Annotated in this window: 19 protein-coding genes; 13 read left to right on the top strand and 6 right to left on the bottom strand. The window is 67.0% G+C overall.

What is annotated here, in order from left to right:
* Positions 1-64 precede the first annotated feature (64 nt).
* Positions 65-460 carry a VOC family protein gene (locus N536_RS0108800; RefSeq protein ID WP_029113281.1) on the top strand — a complete coding sequence of 132 codons (396 nt, stop codon included), beginning with the start codon at positions 65-67 and terminating at the stop codon, positions 458-460.
* Here N536_RS0108800 and N536_RS0108795 read toward each other — a convergent pair.
* From N536_RS0108795 to N536_RS0108780, 4 genes are read right to left on the bottom strand one after another with little or no spacing between them, the layout of a single operon-like run.
* Entirely contained in the window at positions 397-1,128 is a 732-nt protein-coding gene (locus tag N536_RS0108795; RefSeq protein ID WP_029113280.1) for a DUF6597 domain-containing transcriptional factor, read from the bottom strand. The genes N536_RS0108800 and N536_RS0108795 overlap by 64 nt on opposite strands.
* A 10-nt stretch (positions 1,129-1,138) precedes the next feature.
* A complete protein-coding gene (gene fadD17 / locus N536_RS0108790; RefSeq protein ID WP_029113279.1) occupies positions 1,139-2,659 on the bottom strand; it encodes a long-chain-fatty-acid--CoA ligase FadD17 in 1,521 nt (506 codons plus the stop codon).
* Positions 2,660-2,673: 14 nt separating this feature from the next.
* Positions 2,674-3,771 carry an acyl-CoA dehydrogenase family protein gene (locus N536_RS0108785; RefSeq protein WP_029113278.1) on the bottom strand — a complete coding sequence of 366 codons (1,098 nt, stop codon included), beginning with the start codon at positions 3,769-3,771 and terminating at the stop codon, positions 2,674-2,676.
* A gap of 7 nt (positions 3,772-3,778) precedes the next feature.
* Positions 3,779-4,960 (bottom strand): acyl-CoA dehydrogenase family protein, encoded by a 1,182-nt coding sequence (locus N536_RS0108780; protein WP_029113277.1) that lies wholly within the window; start codon positions 4,958-4,960, stop codon positions 3,779-3,781.
* A gap of 176 nt (positions 4,961-5,136) precedes the next feature.
* Here N536_RS0108780 and N536_RS0108775 point away from each other — a divergent pair, with 176 nt between their 5' ends.
* The 12 genes from N536_RS0108775 to N536_RS0108720 all read left to right on the top strand — a co-directional run bounded on the left by N536_RS0108775 (position 5,137) and on the right by N536_RS0108720 (position 16,880).
* A complete protein-coding gene (locus N536_RS0108775) occupies positions 5,137-5,328 on the top strand; it encodes a ferredoxin (protein ID WP_029113276.1) in 192 nt (63 codons plus the stop codon).
* 13 nt (positions 5,329-5,341) lie between these two features.
* A complete protein-coding gene (locus tag N536_RS0108770; RefSeq protein WP_029113275.1) occupies positions 5,342-6,262 on the top strand; it encodes a 3-oxoacyl-ACP reductase in 921 nt (306 codons plus the stop codon).
* Between the two features lie 256 nt (positions 6,263-6,518).
* Positions 6,519-7,283 (top strand): ABC transporter permease, encoded by a 765-nt coding sequence (locus tag N536_RS0108765; protein ID WP_029113274.1) that lies wholly within the window; start codon positions 6,519-6,521, stop codon positions 7,281-7,283.
* A 7-nt stretch (positions 7,284-7,290) separates the two neighbouring features.
* On the top strand, positions 7,291-8,133 hold the full coding sequence (locus N536_RS0108760) for an ABC transporter permease (protein WP_029113273.1): 843 nt from the start codon (positions 7,291-7,293) through the stop codon (positions 8,131-8,133).
* A gap of 10 nt (positions 8,134-8,143) precedes the next feature.
* Complete coding sequence (locus N536_RS0108755) at positions 8,144-9,346, top strand: MCE family protein (RefSeq protein ID WP_029113272.1); 1,203 nt, start codon at positions 8,144-8,146, stop codon at positions 9,344-9,346.
* The gene (locus N536_RS0108750) at positions 9,346-10,383 is read left to right on the top strand and encodes an MCE family protein (RefSeq protein ID WP_029113271.1); all 1,038 of its coding nucleotides are present in this window, start codon (positions 9,346-9,348) and stop codon (positions 10,381-10,383) included. The genes N536_RS0108755 and N536_RS0108750 overlap by 1 nt, the downstream gene beginning before the upstream one ends.
* Positions 10,376-11,434 carry a virulence factor Mce family protein gene (locus tag N536_RS0108745; protein WP_029113270.1) on the top strand — a complete coding sequence of 353 codons (1,059 nt, stop codon included), beginning with the start codon at positions 10,376-10,378 and terminating at the stop codon, positions 11,432-11,434. Before N536_RS0108750 ends, N536_RS0108745 begins: the two co-directional genes overlap by 8 nt.
* On the top strand, positions 11,431-12,795 hold the full coding sequence (locus N536_RS0108740; protein ID WP_029113269.1) for an MCE family protein: 1,365 nt from the start codon (positions 11,431-11,433) through the stop codon (positions 12,793-12,795). The genes N536_RS0108745 and N536_RS0108740 overlap by 4 nt, the downstream gene beginning before the upstream one ends.
* Positions 12,792-13,991, top strand: a complete 1,200-nt coding sequence (locus N536_RS0108735) for an MCE family protein (RefSeq protein WP_051574331.1) — start codon at positions 12,792-12,794, stop codon at positions 13,989-13,991. The genes N536_RS0108740 and N536_RS0108735 overlap by 4 nt, the downstream gene beginning before the upstream one ends.
* Positions 13,991-15,706, top strand: coding sequence for an MCE family protein (locus N536_RS0108730; protein WP_029113267.1), 1,716 nt, complete (start codon positions 13,991-13,993; stop codon positions 15,704-15,706). The genes N536_RS0108735 and N536_RS0108730 overlap by 1 nt, the downstream gene beginning before the upstream one ends.
* Positions 15,703-16,386 (top strand): hypothetical protein, encoded by a 684-nt coding sequence (locus N536_RS0108725; RefSeq protein WP_029113266.1) that lies wholly within the window; start codon positions 15,703-15,705, stop codon positions 16,384-16,386. Before N536_RS0108730 ends, N536_RS0108725 begins: the two co-directional genes overlap by 4 nt.
* Positions 16,386-16,880: a hypothetical protein gene (locus N536_RS0108720; RefSeq protein WP_029113265.1), complete on the top strand. Its 495-nt coding sequence runs from the start codon at positions 16,386-16,388 to the stop codon at positions 16,878-16,880. The genes N536_RS0108725 and N536_RS0108720 overlap by 1 nt, the downstream gene beginning before the upstream one ends.
* Here N536_RS0108720 and N536_RS37805 read toward each other — a convergent pair.
* Positions 16,867-18,372 carry a trehalose-6-phosphate synthase gene (locus N536_RS37805; RefSeq protein WP_051574330.1) on the bottom strand — a complete coding sequence of 502 codons (1,506 nt, stop codon included), beginning with the start codon at positions 18,370-18,372 and terminating at the stop codon, positions 16,867-16,869. The two genes, N536_RS0108720 and N536_RS37805, sit on opposite strands and share 14 nt — an antisense overlap.
* The gene (locus tag N536_RS42555) at positions 18,372-18,536 is read right to left on the bottom strand and encodes a hypothetical protein (RefSeq protein WP_197040084.1); all 165 of its coding nucleotides are present in this window, start codon (positions 18,534-18,536) and stop codon (positions 18,372-18,374) included. Before N536_RS42555 ends, N536_RS37805 begins: the two co-directional genes overlap by 1 nt.
* Between the last annotated feature and the right edge of the window lie 34 nt (positions 18,537-18,570).

Raw genomic sequence — 18,570 nt, 5'->3', positions numbered from 1 at the left:
GGCGTCAGCCTAGGTTGTCCGATTCGTTCACGACGGCGCCGCACCGGGGGCCTAGCGTCGAATCATGGACATTCACCTGACATCGGCAGTGTTCCAGGTCTTTGCCTCGGACCTGCAACGGTCGCTGGACTTCTATCGCCTTCTCGGACTGACGATCCCCGACGGGGACGCGCCGCACGTCGCCGTCGAGCTGCCCGGCGGCAACACGCTGTCGTTCGACACCGACGAGACCATTGCGGGCATGCACCCGGGCTGGGAGCCCTCGAACCAACCCGGTCGCGTCGCCCTGGCAATCGGCTTGGGTTCCCCGGGACAGGTCGACGAGCTGTTCGATAGGGTCACCGCGGCAGGTCACGCCGGAGCGCTGAAACCCTATGACGCGCCGTGGGGCATGCGTTATGCGACGGTGTCCGACCCGGACGGAAACTGGGTCGATCTGTTCGCCCCGCTGGAAACCTGATCCTCGAGCAGCGTTCGCAGCGGCACTCCGGCCAAATCCCGGACCTCACGGTGTAGGTGCGGCTGGTCGGAGTATCCGGCGGCCGCGGCAACGGCGGCGAACGGCCTACCGTCGCGCACCATTTGCACCGCGTGCCGGAAGCGCAGGACGCGCCGCAACGTGGCGGGACCGTAGCCGTAGACGGCGCCGCACTGGCGCTGCAGGGTTCGCCCGGACCAGCCGACCTCCGACGCCACGTCGGTCACGGACGCTCCCGCCGCCAGCCTGGCCGTGACGAGGCTCAGCGTCGGCACCGACCATGGCGTGGTCTCGGGCCGCGGCCGGGCGGCGGCGAGCTCGGCGACCAACTCCGTCAGTCGGTGTCGCGGACGTACCGGGCGCAGCGCATCGAGGGGGACGCGTTGATCACGCAGTTCTGCCGCGGGTACGCCGAGGAGCCGGGGCAACATCCCCGGCCGAAAGCGCAGGCCGACGAACGGTTCCTCGTCACGGCGGCTGACCGACGCCGTGGTGTCCGGCCCGGCCACGACGACGTGCCCGTCCATCCGGATCAGGTCCATGCATCCGTCCGGCAAGACCCGGACCGCATCGCCGGGACCGTCCACCACCCACGCGGCTTCGACGTACTCGCCCAGCGGGGTGGGCGGCGAATATTCGCGGTATCCCACCCGTGCCACGCTACCGCCGCACGGGCAGCACCGGGTCAACACATTCGGTGCCCTCGGCCGAGAGGATCCGCTTGAGCACCTTGAAGGTTTCGGTACGCGGCAGGGCCGCGCAGATTCGGACGAACGACGGCCACTGCTTGGGGCCGAGGTCGGGTTGTTCGGCCAGGAACGCCTCGAACTTCCCCACGTCGAACGCGGCGCCCTCACGCAACACCAACGCCGCCATCACCCGATCACCAACGGCGGGATCGGGAATGGCGTACACCGCCACCTCGACGACGTCGGGATAACGCATCAGGATGCGCTCGATCGGGGCGGTGCCGAGGTTCTCGCCGTCGACGCGCATCCAGTCGCCGAGCCGGCCGGCGAAGTAGATGAAGCCGTCCTCGTCGCGGTAGGCGAGGTCACCGGTGTGGTAGACGCCGTCGGCCATCCGCTGTGCTTCGGCGGCCTCGTCGCGGTAGTAGCCGCGGAACCATCCGCGGCCCGTGGGGTTCACCAGCTCGCCGACCTTGCCGGGCGGACAGGGCTCTCCGGTGTCGACGTCGACGATCGCGACCTCGTCGGTCAACGGCCCCAGCGAGCCGTCCGGGGTGTCCGGGGTGCGGGCGATCGCCACGCCGCCCTCCGTGGAGCCGAATCCGTCAACGACGATCACGCCGAAGCGACGGGCGAACCGCTCGAGATCGCGTGGTGCCCCTTCGTTTCCGTAGAGGAACCTCAGCGGATTGTCGGCGTCGTCGTCGCGCGCCTGCGTGGCGAGGATGTAGGACAGTGGCTTGCCGACGTAGTTGGCGTACGTCGCACGAAAGCGGCGGACGTCGGGCATGAAGCCGGATGCGGAGAACTTGCGACGCAAGGCAATCGAAGCGCCTGCCGCCACCGCGACGGCCCAGCCGGCCATTACCGCGTTGGAGTGGAACAACGGCATCGACAGGTAGGCGGTGTCGGTCGGCCCCAGTCCGAACCGCTGCGCGAGCATCCGGCCAGGGAAGGCCACCTTGTCGTGGGTGATGCGCACCGCCTTGGGCTCCCCGCTGGTGCCCGAGGTGAAGATCAGCATGTAGAGGTCGTCCGGTCCGAGGTCGGCGAACGTCACGGGGGCGCCGCGGTGCGAGGCGAGTTCGGTTGCCCACTCGGGAGATTCGACGTCGATGTAGCCGACGCCATCGGGCAGCGCCCCGGCCACCGACTGCGGATCGTCGGTCAACACCAACTGGCAGTCCGCGTGGGAGATGTCGCGAGCCAGCGCGTCGCCGCGCCGAGTCGGATTCAGGCCCACCGGCACCAGACCGGTGAGCCCAGCCGCCGCCAGGACGGTGGAGAAGAACGGAGTGTTGCCGAGGAGGACACCGACGTGCGGCGGCCGATTCGGATCGAGCCGGGCGGTCAGTGCGGCCGCCAGTTCCGCGGCGGCGCCGATGTGGTCGTGCCAGCTGACGAACGTGTGCTCGTCGTGCACGCCGCGGTCGGTCACGTCGACGAGCGGCACCAGGAGATCGGTGACGGTGGGGTTGCGTGCAGCGGTCACCTGCGGCAGTCGGGTCAGGCCGGCGTCTCGGCCAGCTCGCGGCCGATGCGCAGCAGCTGCCCGGTGGCACCGCCCACCGCGAACTCGGTCTGCTTGGCGGCCAGGAAGTAGCGGTGCACCGGATGGTCCATGTCGATGCCGACGCCGCCGTGCACGTGCACCGTGGTGTGCGCAACCCGGTGGCCCGCCTCGGACGCCCAGAACGCCGCCGTGCCGACCTCCAGGTCCGCGGGCAGATCCTCCGCCAGTCGCCACGCCGCCTGCGTCACCGTGAGCCGCAGACCCTTGATGTCGATGTACCCGTCGGCCAGCCGCTGGCCGACGGCTTGGAAGCTGCCGATGGGCCTGCCGAACTGTTCGCGTTCGCGGGCGTATTCGGCGGTCAGCTCCAGCGCGCGCTCCAGCACGCCGAGCTGGAAGGCGCTGCGTCCCAACGCAGTCTGAGTAACGAGCCAGTTCACCACTTCGCCGTCACCGACGACCCGGCTGGCGTCCACGTCGGTGCCCTGCAATTCCAGGTGCCCGACACTGCCGTGTCCGGTGGTGTTCAGCGACGTGACCGTGACGCCAGGGTCGGTCGCGGCGACCACGAATACCTTGACACCCGAGTCGGTTTCGGCGGGTACCAGGTATGCGTCGGCAACCGGGCCGTAGCCGACCTGCGCGCGGGAGCCGGACAGCCGGTAACCGGAGCCCTGCGTCTGGGCTTGCACCGGGCCCTGCCCCATCTCGCCGTCGAGCGCGACGGTGAGGATCTTGTCACCCTTGATCGCGGGCGTCGCCCAGTCCCGCTGCAACTCCGCGGAGCCGAACTTGGCGAGGGCGCCTGCGGCGAGCACGACGGACTCCAGATACGGCACCGCCGCGATCTGACGGCCGAGTGCGACCAGCACCGCGGTCTCTTCGAGCACCCCGAAACCGCCGCCGCCCAACGACTCCGGTGCGGCGGTGGACAGGATGTCGGCGTCGATCAGCGTGGACCACAGGTCGCGGTCGAAGCGTTCGTCGAGCTTGTCGAGCTCACGCTGGTGCTCGGGCGTGCACACCGAATCGGTGATGGTGCGCGTCAGCTGGCCCAGGTCGCCCGCGGCCTCTGTGGTGGTGAAGTCCATGTTCGTCCTATCGGTTGATGCGCGGCAGGCCGAGCGCGACCATGCCGATGATGTCGCGCTGAATCTCGTTGGTGCCGCCGCCGAACGTGAGGATCAGCGCCGACCGGTGCATGCGTTCCACCCGACCGCGTAGCAGCGCGCCGGGGGAGTCGGAGCGCAGCGTGGCCGCGGTGCCGAGCACCTCCATCAGCAGGCGGTACGCCTCGGTCGCGAGTTCGGTGCCGTACACCTTGGCGGCCGACGCGTCGGCGGGCGACGGTGCGGCGTCCTGAGCCGATGCGAGCTCCCAGTTGATCAGCTTGAGCACCTCGGCCTTGGCGTGCACGCGAGCGAGGTTGAGCTGCACCCACTCCGAGTCGATCAGCCGCCTGCCGTGACTGTCCTTGGTGTTCTGCGCCCACTCCCGGACGCCGTCGAGCGCCACGTAGATCGGCTGCGACGAGACCAGCGCGACGCGTTCGTGGTTCAGCTGGTTGGTGACCAGCTTCCAGCCGCCGTTCTCCTCGCCGACCAGGCTGGAGGTGGGCACCCGGACGTCCTGGTAGTAGGTGGCGCTGGTGTCGACACCGGCCATGGTGTGCACCGGCGTCCAGGAGAAGCCTTCGGCGGTGGTGGGCACGATGAGCATCGAGATGCCGCGATGCTTCTTCTCGTCGGGGTTGGTCCGCACCGCGAGCCAGACGTAGTCGGCGTAGGCGATCAGGCTGGTCCACATCTTCTGACCGTTGATCACGTAGTCGTCGCCGTCGCGCACCGCCGTGGTGCGCAGCGCGGCCAGGTCCGTGCCTGCGCCGGGCTCCGAGTAGCCGATCGCGAAGTGCAGGTCACCCGACGCGATCTTGGGCAGGAAGAACTTCTTCTGCTCCTCGGTGCCGAACGCCATGATCGTCGGCGCGACGCTGTTGATGGTCAGGAACGGCACCGGGGCGCCCGCGATGGCGGCCTCGTCGGTGAAGATCAGCTGATCCATGGGGGAGCGGCCCTGGCCGCCGAACTCCTCCGGCCAACTCAACGTCAGCCAGCCGTCGACGGCCATCTGCTTGACCGTGTCGCGGTACACGTTGCCGCTGCCGACCTCGCCCTCCGACGAGCTCAGCGCTTCCACCCGCTCGGGGGTCATCAGGCCGGTGAAGTACGCCCGCAATTCACGGCGCAACTCCTCCTGTTCGGGGCTGTAGCCGATCCGCATCGCCGTCGTCCTATCTGGTCCGTCACCGTGCCGCGGGTACCCGTCGACACTCCCGGTTGTAACACGTTCTAGTCTTGGAATCCAGGCGGCGCCTGGGGTGGCATCCGGCGCCCGGGGTCGTATTCTGGCCCCTTACCGAGGGCGGCGCACCAGAACCAGGCCGAGAGGAGACAGTCATGCGAGTCGAAGTAGACCGTGATCGCTGTGAAGGAAACGCGGTGTGCGTGGGTATCGCGCCGGACCTGTTCGATCTGGACGACGAGGACTACGCGGTCGTCCTGGCTGACCCGGTGCCCGCCGACCAAGAGGGATTGGCGGAGCAGTCGATCGCCGAGTGCCCAAGAGCCGCGTTGCTCCGCAAAGACTAGAGGTATTCATAAATTGAGCACGAATGAGCAGGCGACGGATCTGTCCGGTCTGGTCGCGGTAGTGACGGGCGCGGCCGCAGGTCTTGGTCGAGCCGAGGCCATCGGACTGGCCCGTGCCGGCGCCACCGTGGTCGTCAACGACATCGCCGGTGCGCTGGATCGGTCCGACGTCCTCGACGAGATCGCCGCGGTCGGCGCCAAGGGCGTCGCCGTCGCGGGTGACATCAGCGCGCGCAGCACCGCCGACGAGTTGGTGTCCACCGCCGACGGCTTGGGCGGCTTGAGCATCGTGGTCAACAACGCCGGAATCACCCGCGATCGCATGCTGTTCAACATGTCCGACGAGGACTGGGACGCCGTCATCGCCGTGCACCTGCGTGGCCACTTCCTGCTCACCCGCAACGCCGCGACGTACTGGCGCGACAAGGCCAAGGCGAACGACGGAAAGGTCTACGGCCGCATCGTCAACACGTCGTCCGAGGCGGGCCTCGCCGGCCCGGTCGGACAGGCGAACTACGGGGCGGCGAAGGCCGGAATCACGTCGCTGACCTTGTCGGCTGCCCGCGGGCTCGGCCGTTACGGCGTGCGTGCCAACGCCATCGCGCCACGGGCCAGGACGGCGATGACCGCCGACGTGTTCGGCGACGCACCGGAGCTGTCGGACGGTCGGATCGACAGCCTGTCGCCCGAGCACGTGGTGACCCTGGTGCGGTTTCTGTCGTCGCCGGCGGCCGAAGGGGTCAACGGGCAGTTGTTCATCGTCTATGGTCCGACGGTGACGCTGGTTGCGGCGCCCGTGGCGGAAAAGCACTTCACTGCCGAGTCCGATGCGTGGGCCGCAGCCGACCTCGACGCAACGTTGCGTGACTACTTTGCTGACCGGGATCCCGAGCTCGGATTCTCAGCGACGGGACTGATGGAGTCCCGAGACTGACGGTCTTGATCGACGCTGGCCTGTGAGAGGTAGAACACGTTTCAGAATGACCTACGTCACACTAGCCCTGACCAGCGCAAATCTGCTTGCAGTGGCGGATTTTGCGGTTCTTTGACACTGCGAACGTGTTCTAGTTAATATGAGCCGGCTCACTAAGAGCACCGCTTAACCCTGGGTGGGAAGGCCGTTTGGACCGGTAGTCCCGGGCTCTTCGCCAAACGACCGTTCGACCCCCGTGCCGAGAACGGAGCCGAGGTTGATCGAACAGCTTGCGGCTCCGGCCCGGGCCGTGGGCGGGTTCGTCGAGATGTCGTTGGACACCTTCGTCAAGATCTTCCGGCGACCGTTTCAGTTCCGAGAGTTCCTCGATCAGACCTGGATGATCGCGCGCGTCTCCCTGATTCCCACGTTGCTGGTGGCCATCCCGTTCACCGTGCTGGTGGCCTTCACGCTCAACATCCTGCTTCGGGAGCTCGGCGCGGCCGACCTGTCCGGCGCGGGTACCGCGTTCGGCACCGTCACCCAGCTGGGTCCGGTGGTGACGGTGCTCGTGGTCGCCGGCGCCGGAGCCACGGCGATCTGCGCTGACCTCGGTGCACGCACCATCCGCGAAGAGATCGACGCCATGCGGGTGCTCGGCATCGACCCGATCCAGCGCCTCGTCGTGCCGCGCGTGCTGGCGTCGACCTTCGTGGCCCTCCTGCTCAACGGGCTGGTCTGCGCGATCGGCCTGTCCGGCGGTTACGCCTTCTCGGTCTTTCTGCAGGGTGTGAACCCCGGTGCCTTCATCAACGGCCTGACGATCCTGACCGGCCTCGGCGAGTTGATGCTCGCGTTCTTGAAGGCCATGTTGTTCGGGGTCGTCGCGGGCCTCGTCGGCTGCTACCGGGGGCTGACCGTGAAGGGTGGACCCAAGGGCGTTGGCGTCGCGGTGAACGAGACCGTGGTCTACGCGTTCATCTGCCTGTTCGTCATCAACGTGATCGCCACGGCGATCGGCGTCCGGGTCCTGGCCAGGTGAGCCGCCCATGAGTTACGACGCCACACTTCGCCTGCGCCGGTTCTTCCGCGGCGTGCCAAAGGCCGTCGACGTCATCGGCGAGCAGGCGCTGTTCTACGGCGAGTCGATGCGCTACATCCCCAACGCGATCACCCGCTATCGCAAGGAGACCATCCGCCTCATCGCCGAGATGACCATGGGCGCGGGCGCTCTGGTGATGATCGGTGGCACGGTGGGCGTCGCGGCGTTCCTGACGCTGGCGTCCGGCGGCGTCATCGCCGTCCAGGGCTATTCGTCGCTGGGCAACATCGGCATCGAGGCGTTGACCGGCTTCCTTTCGGCGTTCCTCAACGTGCGCATCGTCGCCCCGGTGATCGCGGGCATCGCGCTCGCCGCCACCATCGGAGCGGGCACCACTGCGCAATTGGGCGCCATGCGGGTGGCCGAGGAGATCGACGCCGTCGAGGCGATGGCCGTGCACTCGGTGTCCTACCTGGTGTCGACGCGCATCATCGCCGGCCTCATCGCGATCGTCCCGCTGTACTCACTGTCGGTGCTCGCCGCGTTCTTCGCGGCGCGCTTCACCACCGTCTTCATCAACGGCCAGTCGGCGGGGCTGTACGACCACTACTTCAACACCTTCCTGGTGCCGACCGACCTCTTGTGGTCGTTCCTGCAGGCGATCGTGATGTCGATCGCGGTCATGCTCGTACATACCTATTACGGCTACAACGCGTCCGGCGGTCCGGTTGGCGTCGGCATCGCCGTCGGTCAGGCCGTGCGCACGTCGCTCATCGTCGTCGTCACGATCACGCTGTTCATCTCCCTCGCCGTCTACGGCGCCTCCGGCAACTTCAACCTCTCCGGATAGGCAGGGACGAATGTCGAACGGTGACGCCAAGCGCAGCCACGTCAGGATCGCTGCGGCGATTCTGGGTGTGCTGGTGCTCGCCGCCACCGTGTTCACCTACCTCTCCTATACCGCGGCCTTCACCTCCACCGACACCGTCACGGTCACCGCGCCGCGGGCAGGCCTGGTGATGGAGACCGACGCCAAGGTGAAGTACCGCGGCATCCAGATCGGCCGGGTCAAGGAGATCGAGTACGCAGGCAATCAGGCCAAGCTGACGCTGGCGATCGACAGCAACCAACTGCCGTACGTCCCGTCCAACGCGAAGGTGCGCATCGGCGGCACAACGGTGTTCGGCGCCAAGGCGGTGGAGTTCCTCCCGCCCGATTCGCCTGCGGATCACTCGCTGCGGGCCGGTGCGCAGGTGGCCGCCTCGGACGTCCAGCTCGAGGTCAACACCTTGTTCCAGACGCTGACCGACGTGTTGCAGAAGATCGACCCGATCAACCTCAATGCGACCATCACCGCGCTCGGGGAGGGTCTGCGGGGCAACGGCGACGACCTCGGCGCCGCCATGGCCGGCCTGAATTACTATCTCCAACAATTGAATCCGAAGCTGCCCACGCTGCAGCAGGACTTCCAGAAGACGGCGGTCGTCGGCAACATCTACGCCGACGCGGCGCCCGACCTCGCGACGGTCTTCGACAACGTGCCCACCATCAGCAATACGCTCGTCGACCAGCAGGACAACCTGAACGCCACATTGCTCGCCGCCACCGGCCTGGCCAACAACGGCACGGCGACCTTGGAACCCGCGGCCGAGGACTACATCGCCGCCATCCAACGGCTGCGGGCGCCGCTGAAGGTGGCCGGCGACTATTCGCCAGAACTCGGCTGCATCATCACCGGTACCAAGAAGGCGCTGGATACCTTCGCACCCATCATCGGCGGCATCCGGCCGGGCCTGTTCGTGGCGTCGAACTTCCTGCCAGGCGCCCCCGCGTACACGTACCCGGAGAGCCTGCCGTACGTGAACGCGTCGGGCGGCCCGAACTGCCGGGGCCTGCCGAACGTGCCGTCCAAGCAGTTCGGCGGATCGTGGTACCACTCGCCCTTCCTGGTCACCGACAATGCCTACGTCCCGTACCAGCCGAACACCGAGTTGCAGTTCGACGCACCGTCGACGCTGCAGTTCCTGTTCAACGGGGCATACGCGGAACGGGATGATTGGTGATGAACCGCGAACGCAGCACGCTCATCAACGTCGCCGTCTTCACCACGGTGATGCTGCTGGTGGCAGCGGGCCTGGTGGTGGTGTTCGGGCAGTTCCGCTTCGCGTCGGGCAACACCTATCACGCCAACTTCTCCGATGCCTCTCGGCTGAAGTCCGGGCAGGACGTCCGGATCGCCGGCGTCCCGGTGGGCTCGGTCAAGGGCTTGAAGCTCAATCCCGACAACAGCGTTGACGTGACGTTCGACGTCAACGAGCGCTACCAGCTGTACACGTCGAGCAAGGCCGTGGTCCGGTACCAGAACTTGGTGGGGGACCGGTACCTCGAAATCACCTCTGGCCCAGGCGACCTGCGTAAGCTGCCTGCGGGCGGCACCATCGCCAGGGAGAACACCCAGCCGGCTTTGGACCTCGACGCGCTGCTCGGTGGCTTGAAGCCGGTATTGAAGGGCCTGGACGGCACCAAGGTCAACGAGGTCAGCAACGCGGTCATCGAGTTGCTGCAGGGGCAGGGCGGCGCGCTGTCCAACTTGCTGGCCAGCACCGGATCGTTCACCCAGGACCTCGCCGCGCGCGATCAGCTGATCGGCGACGTGATCAACAACCTCAACACGGTGCTCGGCACGGTCGACGAGAAGGGCGCGCAGTTCGACGCCAGCGTCGACCAGCTCGAGCAGCTCGTCACCGGACTGGCCCAGAATCGCGACCCGATCGCGGGCGCCATTCCGCCGCTCGCCTCGGCCGAGAACGACCTGACCGAGATGCTGGAGACCAGCCGTCGCCCGCTGCAGGGCGTCCTCGAGAACGTGCGGCCGCTGGCGCAGCGGCTCGATGAGCGCAAGGGCGACGTCAACAAGGTCATCGAACCGCTCGCCGAAAACTACCTGCGGCTCAACGCACTTGGTGCGTATGGCTCGTTCTTCAACATCTACTACTGCTCGATCCGGATGAAGATCAACGGCCCCGCGGGCAGTGACATCCTGATCCCGTTCGGTGGTCCGCCAGATCCTTCGAAGGGAAGGTGCTCCGAGAATGGCTAGGCCGGACAGCGGCAACCCGGTACGCACGGGGGTCTTCGGCATCGTCCTGGTGGCGTGCCTGGTCCTGGTGTCGTTCGGCTACACCAAGCTCCCGTTCTGGCCGCAGGGCAAGAGCTACCAGGCGTACTTCACCGACGCGGGCGGCATCTCGCCGGGCAACGACGTCGCGGTGTCCGGGATCAAGGTCGGGCAGGTGTCGTCGGTCGAACTGGCCGGTGACGCCGCACGGGTCACGTTCACGGTGGACCGCGGCATCAAGGTCGGCGATCAGTCGCTGGTGGCGATCAAGACCGACACCGTGCTCGGTCAGAAGTCGCTGGCGGTGACGCCGGGTGGCAGCGGCTCGTCGACGACGATTCCGTTGGGCCGCACCACCACTCCGTACACGCTCAACACTGCGCTGCAGGATCTCGGCCGCAACGCCAGCGAGCTGGACAAGCCGAAGTTCGAGCTGGCGCTGCAGACGCTCACCGACACCTTGCGCGACGCGACCCCGCAACTGCGCGGTGCCCTCGACGGCGTGGCGAACCTGTCGCGCAGCCTCAACAAGCGCGACGAAGCGCTGGAACAACTTCTCGGCCACGCCAAGCGGGTGTCCGACACCCTCGCGCAGCGGTCGGGTCAGGTGAATCAGCTGATCACCGAGGGCAACCTGCTGTTCGCCGCGCTCGACGAACGCCGCCAAGCGCTGAGCAACCTCATCTCCGGCATCGACGACGTGTCCCGTCAGCTCTCGGGTTTCGTCGCGGACAACCAGCGCGAGTTCGGTCCGGCGCTGGAGAACCTGAACAAGGTCATGGACAACCTCCTCGAGCGCCGCGAGCACATCGGTGAGGCGCTGAAGCGGCTCCCCGGCTATGCGACGGCGCTGGGCGAGGTCGTCGGCTCCGGCCCCGGCTTCCAGATCAACCTGTACGGCCTGCCGCCTGCCACGATGTCCGAAGTGCTGCTCGACACCTACTTTCAGCCGGGCAAACTGCCCGACAGCCTCGCCGACATGCTGCGCGGATACATCTCGGAGCGCCTGATCATTAGGCCGAAGTCGCCATGACACAAGACGATTCGAAGTTGCGTCGGTCCCGGTGGATCCGGGTCATCCTGGCCGCCCTGTTGGTGGTGGTGCTGGCAGGCGGCGTGTACACGTTGTGGCCGTCGCGTCGCGGGCACGAGGTGGTGGCGTACTTCCCGTCGGCGGTGGGCCTGTACCCGGGCGACGACGTGCGGGTGGTCGGAGTGCCCGTCGGCACCATCGACTCCATCAAGCCCCGCGCGTCCGACGTGCAGGTCACGATGACCGTGCGCGACGGGGTGAAGTTGCCCGCCGATGCCCGCGCCATCGTCGTCGCCCCAAACCTGGTGTCGGCCAGGTTCGTTCAGTTCACCCCCGCCTACACCGGGGGTCCGGTGCTCGCCGACGGCGCGCAGATCGGACTCGACCGCACCGGCGTACCCGTCGAGTGGGACGAGGTCAAGGAACAGCTCACCCAGCTCAGCACCCAGCTGGGTCCGCAGCAGGGATCGTTGCAGGGTCCGCTCAGCGAGTTCGTGAATCAGGCCGCGGACACGTTCGACGGCAACGGCGACTCGTTCCGAAAGGCGTTGCGGGAACTGTCCCAGACCGCAGGCCGCCTCGGCGACTCCCGTTCCGACCTGTTCGGCACCGTGCGCAACCTGCAGGTGCTCGTCAACGCGCTGTCCAACAGCAACGAGCAGATCGTGCAGTTCTCCAACCACGTCGCCTCGGTGTCGCAGGTATTGGCCGACAGCTCAAAGGATCTCGACGTCACGCTGGGCACGCTCAACCAGGCCTTGAGTGACGTGAAGGGCTTCCTCAACAAGAACAACGAGGCCCTCATCGCTCAGGTCGGCAAGCTGGCCGACTTCACCCAGATCCTCACCGATCACAGTGACGACATCGAGCAGGTCCTGCACATCACGCCGAACGGCCTCGCGAACTTCTACAACATCTACAACCCCGCTCAGGGCACCGTCGGCGGTCTGCTGTCGCTGCCGAACTTCTCGAACCCGGTGCAGTTCATCTGCGGCGGTACCTTCGACACCGGCGCGAACCCGGACAACTACAAGCGCGCGGAGATCTGCCGCCAGCGGATGGGTCCGGTGTTCAAGCGCATCGCGATGAACTACCCGCCGATGTTGTTCCACCCGATCAACAGCATCACGGCGTACAAGGGCCAGATCATCTACGACACACCGGAAACCGAAGCCAAGGCGCAGACCCCGGTGCCGTATCTGCAGTGGCAGCCCGCTCCTGGCGTGACGCCCTCGACCCCTGGCCCGGACGGCATGCTGAGCGATCTGATCCTGCCGCCGCCCGCCGAGGTGGGACAGGTCTCCCCAGCTGGTCCGGCGCCCGGCCCGGCGCCCTTGCCTGCGGAAGGAGCGGGCGGATGACCCGAACCACGGCGCGCCGCCGTGTGCTGCGGCAGTCCCGGAATGCGCTCGCTCTCGGCTCCGGGGTGGTGCTGCTGGCCGGCTGCCAGTTCGGCGGCCTCAACTCGCTGAACATGCCCGGTACGGCCGGGCATGGCAGCGGTTCCTACAGCATCACCGTCGAGCTTCCCGACGTCGCGACGCTGCCGCAGAACTCACCGGTGATGATCGACGACGTCACGGTCGGCAGCGTGTCGGGCATCGACGCGGTGCAACGGCCCGACGGGACGTTCTACGCGGCGGTGAAGTTGTCGCTGGACGAGAACGTCAAGATTCCGCAGAGCTCGCGCGCGACCGTGGCACAGACGTCACTGCTCGGCTCGCAACACGTGGAACTCATTCCGCCCGTTGACCAGTCGGGGCAACCCAGGCTCGTCGACGGCTCGAACATCCCGCTGAGCCAGACCGGCCGGTACCCCACCACCGAAGAGGTGCTGTCCTCGCTGGGCGTCGTGGTGAACAAGGGCAATCTCGGTGCGCTGCAGGACATCACCGACGAGGCATACAACGCCGTGGCCGGTCGGGCGGGCAGCTTCGCCGAATTGATACCCCGGCTCGCCGAACTCACCGGTTCGCTTGACCAGCAGACCGGCGACATCATCGCCGCCGCCGACGGGTTGAACCGGTTCGCGGGAATTCTGGCGCGCAGCAAGGACGGCCTGGGCCGCACGCTGGACTCGCTGCCCGCCGCACTGAAGGTGCTCAACGACAACCGCACGAACATCGTCGACACGTTCACCGCGTTGCGCAGGTTCGCAGGCGTCGCGTCGCACGTGCTGTCGGAGACGAAGAGTGACTTCGCGGCGGACTTGAAGGATCTCTATCCGGTCGTCAAGGCGTTCAACGACAATGCCGACGACTTCATCTCGGATCTCGAACTGCTGCCGACATTCCCGTTCCACTACAAGTATCTGCGCAACGCCGTGCGCGGCGACTACCTCAACGTGTTCGTCACGTTCGACCTGACCCTTCGGCGACTTGGCGAGTCGGTGCTCACCACCTCGTTGGGCTTCGATCCGAACATGAAGCGCCTCGACGAGGTCGTCAATCCGCCGGACTTCCTCACCGGGGCGATGGCGAACCTGTCCGGCCAGGCGGCCGATCCGTTCAAGATCCCGCCGGGCACCGCAACTCAGCACGACGGGGGGAGCCCGTAATGCTGGACCGCCTTACGCGCCTGCAACTGTCGATCTTCGCACTCGTCACCGTGCTCTGTGTCGGAGCCATGGCGGCGTTCTATCTGCACGTGCCGTCGGCGATGGGCATCGGCTCATACAACATCACCGCGAACTTCGTTGCAGGCGGCGGCCTTTACGAGAACGCCAACGTCACCTACCGGGGCGTGACCATCGGACGGGTCGAATCGGTCGGGTTGTCCAACGACGGCGTCGTGGCGCACATGCGCCTCAACACCGACACCCCCGTCCCGGAGAACGTCACGGCGACGGTGAAGAGCGTGTCGGCCGTCGGCGAACAGTACGTGGACCTGGTGCCACCGGCCGACGCGTCCAACGAGATGCTGCGCAACGGTTCCGACATCGGCACCGACCGCACCGCGATCGGTCAGGACATCTCCGGCTTGCTCACTAAGGCCGACGAACTCGTCAGCAGCATCGGTGACAGCCGCATTCAGGATCTGCTGCGCGAGACGTTCAAGGCGTTCAACGGATCCGGCCCCGAGCTGTCGCGGCTGATCCAGTCTTCACGCCTGCTGGTGGATGAGGCGAATTCCAATTACGGGCAGACCACGCAGCTGATCGACCAGGTCGGGCCGTTCCTGGATTCACAGATTCGCAGCGGTGACGACATCAAGTCACTGGCCGACGGGCTGGCCCGCTTGACCACCGAGGCCGCAGGAGCCGATCCGCAACTGCGCAACGTGCTGCAGACCGTGCCCGGCGCGACGGAGGCGGCCAACACCACGTTCGACGGCATCCGGCCGACGTTCCCGATGCTGGCCGCCAACCTGGCCAACTTCGGCCGCATCGGCGTGATCTATCACAAGTCGCTCGAGCAGGCACTGGTGATCTTCCCTGCGCTGATGGCGGCATTGATCACGGTCGGTGGTGGGCTGCCCACCGACGAGGGCGGCAAGCTGGACTTCAAGGTCGACCTCGGTGATCCGCCCCCGTGCTCGACGGGATTCATCCCTCCGCCGCTGATCCGTTCGCCTGCCGACACCACGCTGCGCGACCTGCCCGGCGACCTGTATTGCAAGACGGCGCAGAACGATCCCGCCGTGGTGCGCGGCGCGCGCAACTACCCGTGCCAGGAATTCCCCGGCAAGCGCGCCCCGACCGTGCAGATCTGCCGCGATCCGCGCGGCTACGTACCGATCGGCACCAGCCCCTGGCGTGGGCCGCCCATTCCGTATGACACCCCGATGGATCAACGGGAAGACAATCACTACGAGCCGCCGGGGCGAAACATCACTCCGCCCAACAAATTTCCCTACATTCCGCCATACGCCGACTACGATCCGGGTCCGCCGGCCGTGCAGCTGCCGCCAGGGGTAGTACCCGGGCCGGGGCCCGCGCCGCAGGCGCCGTTCCCACTGCCGGTGCCGCCGAACGACAATGGGCCACCACCGCCGTTGCCGTTCTACGCTCCACCGGACCAGGTGGTGCCGCCGTATGGCCGGATGCCACCCGCACCGCCGCCCCCGCCGCCTGCGCCGGGTCCGCTGCCCGCGGAGGCGCCGATCCCCGACGCTCCGCAGGCCGCCGGTGCGCCTGCGAGCACGACGTACGATTCGAGGACCGGTGTGTTCGTCGACCCCGCCGGAGGCACGGGCGTATACGCCGGAGGTACGGACAAGGTCGCGACTGCGGAGACGTGGGTCGACCTGATGAGGGATCCAAGGCAGGCATGACTGAACAAGAATCGACGGCTGCCGCCCGCAGGCGCCGCCGCGCTTCTCGGGCGGCCGGACCGGCGGCGGGCGAGACTGCGGCGTCCGTAGGCGTCAAGGTCGACAAGCCGAGCACGGTCAAGGTGCGGCTCGCGCGCCCGATGGGACCGCCGCCACGCCGTCGGCCGAACGTCAACCTGGTCGCGCTCGTCGGGCTGGTCGTCACTGGGGTGTTGGTGGCTCTGCTCGCCGGCGTGGTGGCGCTGCTGCTCACCCAGCAGCGCACCGCCGACGCCGATCAGGCGCGGCAGCAGGAGTTCATCGACACCGCGTCGCAGACCGTGGTCAACATGTTCAGCTACAACCAGAACAACATCGACGAGAGCGTGAACCGGTTCGTCAACGGCACCAGCGGTCCGCTGCGCGACATGATGAGCCAGGCAGGCAACGTCGACAATCTGAAGGCCATCTTCCGCGACACCCAAGCCAGCTCCGAGGCCGTGATCAACGGTGCGGCGCTGGAGAAGATCGATGAGGTGGCCAACAACGCCTCGGTACTGGTGTCGGTGCGGGTGACGGTGACCGACTTGGACGGCGTGAACAAGCCGTCGCAGCCTTACCGGCTGCGGGTCATCGTGCACGAGGACGACAACGGCCACATGACGGGCTACGACCTCAAATACCCGGACGGGGGCAACTGATGGGCCGCTGGACCACCAGGCTGGCCGCGCTCGTCGGGGCGCTGTTCGCCGTCGCGCTGGTCGCACTGGGCGGTATCGGTGGCTATCTGTTCTGGAACCGCTTCGAGATCCGGGCCGAACAACAGACGCGCCAGGAACTGCCTCCGCTTGCCGCACAGCAGATCCCGATGATTCTGGGCTTCGACTACCAGACGGTGGAGCGCAGCCGCACCGAGGTCTACAACCTGATGACGCCGGAGTTCCGGCGCCAATACGAGGACGACACCACCAAGAACGTGATCCCGCAGGCCAGGGATCGGCAGGTGATCAGCCAGGTGAACGTGGTCGGGGTGGGAATGCTGGCCGCGCAACGTGATTCGGCGTCCGTGATGGTGTTCATGAACCGCACCGTCACCGACAAGTCCAAACAACCCGTCTACGACGGAAGCCGCTTGCGCGTCGAATATCAGAAGATCGACGGCAAATGGCTCATCGGGGGCATCAACCTTCTCTGACGTCACCTTCTCCGACGTCCGACGCGTTGTCCGCGTCGCGCGTGGCGGCCAGCGCATCGAGGAACGAGCGCGCCCACCGGTCGACGTCGTGGGCGAGCACCTGGCGGCGCAGTGCGCGCATGCGTCGCCGACCTTCCTCGGGGGACTGCGTCAGCGCGGCCTCGATGGAGTCCTTCACGCCGTTGAGGTGATGCGGATTGGTCAGGTAGGCCTGCCGCAATTCCGCTGCGGCACCGGTGAATTCGCTGAGCACCAGCGCGCCGCCGAGATCGCTGCGGCAGGCGACGTACTCCTTGGCGACCAGGTTCATCCCGTCGCGCAGCGGCGTGACGAGCATGACGTCTGCGGCAACGAAGAAGGCGATCAGCTCGTCGCGTGGGATCGGCCGGTGCAGGTAGTGCAGGACCGGGTGGCCGACCTCGCCGTATTCGCCGTTGACGTGGCCGACCTGACGTTCGATGTCCTCGCGCATCGCCTTGTAGCTCTCGACCCGCTCGCGGCTGGGCGTGGCCAACTGGACCATCACCGTGTCGTCGGCGTTGATGCGACCCTCGTCGAGCAGCTCGGAGAACGCCCGCAGCCGGACGTCGATGCCCTTGGTGTAGTCCAACCGGTCGACGCCGAGCAGCACCTTGCGCGGGTTGCCCATCTCGGCGCGGATCTCGCGGGCCCGTTGGCGAATGCCACGATCGCGTGCCCTCCTGTCGAGCTCGGCGGAGTCGATCGAAATGGGGAAGGCGCCCACCTTCACGGTGCGGAAGCCGACCTGGACCTCACCCAACCGGGACCGCACCCCGACCGAGGCGCGCGACGTGTTCGCACCGACCAGCCGGCGCGCCAGGATCAGGAAGTTCTGCGCCCCGCCCGGCAGGTGGAAGCCGATCAGGTCGGCGCCGAGAAGGCCCTCGATGATCTCGGTCCGCCACGGCATCTGCATGAACAGCTCGACGGGAGGGAACGGGATGTGCAGGAAGAACCCGATGGTCAGGTCGGGCCGCAGCATCCGCAGCATCTTCGGCACCAGCTGCAGCTGGTAGTCCTGAACCCAGATGGTGGCGCCCGGCGCCGCCGCGCGTGCGGTGGCCTCGGCGAACCGACGGTTGACGTCGACGTACCGGTCCCACCACCTTCGGTGGTAGATCGGCTTGACGATGATGTCGTGGTACAGCGGCCACAGGGTGGCGTTCGAGAAGCCCTCGTAGTAGTCGGCGACGTCGTCGTCGGACAGCCGAACCGGGCGCATCTCGAGGTCGTCCTCGAAGATGGGTTCCTCGTCGCCGTCGGTGATGCCCGGCCACCCGATCCAGGCCCCACGGCGACGCCGTAGCAGGGGCTCGAGTGCGGTTACCAGTCCGCCCGGGCTGCGCTTGAACGTCGTGGAGCCGTCGGGAAGACGCTCCATGTCGATGGGCAGCCGGTTGGCCACCACAACGAAGTCGGAGTGCCCGGAGTCAGCCGACGAATTTCCGTCCGGGCCGCCTCCAGCAGCCACTACGCTTCGATCTTCGCCGGCCCGATGCCCAGCATCGACAGGAAGACGCGGCACTCGTCGGCGTCGGTGGCGTAAGCGGCTACCACGCGCCGGGCCTGCCGGGCGGTGCTATCGGCCAATGGTTCGACGTCGCCCAGTTCGGCGGGATCAGATTTTGCAGGCATATGACAACTGTAGGCGACGCGCCGGGCAACCCGG

It is taken from the genome of Mycobacterium sp. URHB0044 (genome assembly GCF_000620625.1).
Classification (GTDB): Bacteria; Actinomycetota; Actinomycetes; order Mycobacteriales; family Mycobacteriaceae; genus Mycobacterium.
The sequence above is the reverse complement of the archived record's forward strand: the minus strand, read 5'-3'. Positions and strand labels throughout refer to the sequence as shown.

What these genes read in the sequence shown, in the direction of transcription:
- N536_RS0108725 (WP_029113266.1), top strand. Translation starts at nt 15,703, where the DNA reads ATGACTGAACAAGAATCGACGGCTGCCGCCCGCAGGCGCCGCCGCGCT.
- N536_RS0108750 (WP_029113271.1), top strand. Translation starts at nt 9,346, where the DNA reads ATGAACCGCGAACGCAGCACGCTCATCAACGTCGCCGTCTTCACCACG.
- N536_RS0108720 (WP_029113265.1), top strand. Translation starts at nt 16,386, where the DNA reads ATGGGCCGCTGGACCACCAGGCTGGCCGCGCTCGTCGGGGCGCTGTTC.
- N536_RS0108785 (WP_029113278.1), bottom strand. Translation starts at nt 3,771, where the DNA reads ATGGACTTCACCACCACAGAGGCCGCGGGCGACCTGGGCCAGCTGACG.
- N536_RS42555 (WP_197040084.1), bottom strand. Translation starts at nt 18,536, where the DNA reads ATGCCTGCAAAATCTGATCCCGCCGAACTGGGCGACGTCGAACCATTG.
- N536_RS0108800 (WP_029113281.1), top strand. Translation starts at nt 65, where the DNA reads ATGGACATTCACCTGACATCGGCAGTGTTCCAGGTCTTTGCCTCGGAC.
- N536_RS0108745 (WP_029113270.1), top strand. Translation starts at nt 10,376, where the DNA reads ATGGCTAGGCCGGACAGCGGCAACCCGGTACGCACGGGGGTCTTCGGC.
- N536_RS0108775 (WP_029113276.1), top strand. Translation starts at nt 5,137, where the DNA reads ATGCGAGTCGAAGTAGACCGTGATCGCTGTGAAGGAAACGCGGTGTGC.
- N536_RS0108730 (WP_029113267.1), top strand. Translation starts at nt 13,991, where the DNA reads ATGCTGGACCGCCTTACGCGCCTGCAACTGTCGATCTTCGCACTCGTC.
- N536_RS0108740 (WP_029113269.1), top strand. Translation starts at nt 11,431, where the DNA reads ATGACACAAGACGATTCGAAGTTGCGTCGGTCCCGGTGGATCCGGGTC.
- N536_RS0108735 (WP_051574331.1), top strand. Translation starts at nt 12,792, where the DNA reads ATGACCCGAACCACGGCGCGCCGCCGTGTGCTGCGGCAGTCCCGGAAT.
- N536_RS0108780 (WP_029113277.1), bottom strand. Translation starts at nt 4,960, where the DNA reads ATGCGGATCGGCTACAGCCCCGAACAGGAGGAGTTGCGCCGTGAATTG.
- N536_RS0108760 (WP_029113273.1), top strand. Translation starts at nt 7,291, where the DNA reads ATGAGTTACGACGCCACACTTCGCCTGCGCCGGTTCTTCCGCGGCGTG.
- N536_RS0108755 (WP_029113272.1), top strand. Translation starts at nt 8,144, where the DNA reads ATGTCGAACGGTGACGCCAAGCGCAGCCACGTCAGGATCGCTGCGGCG.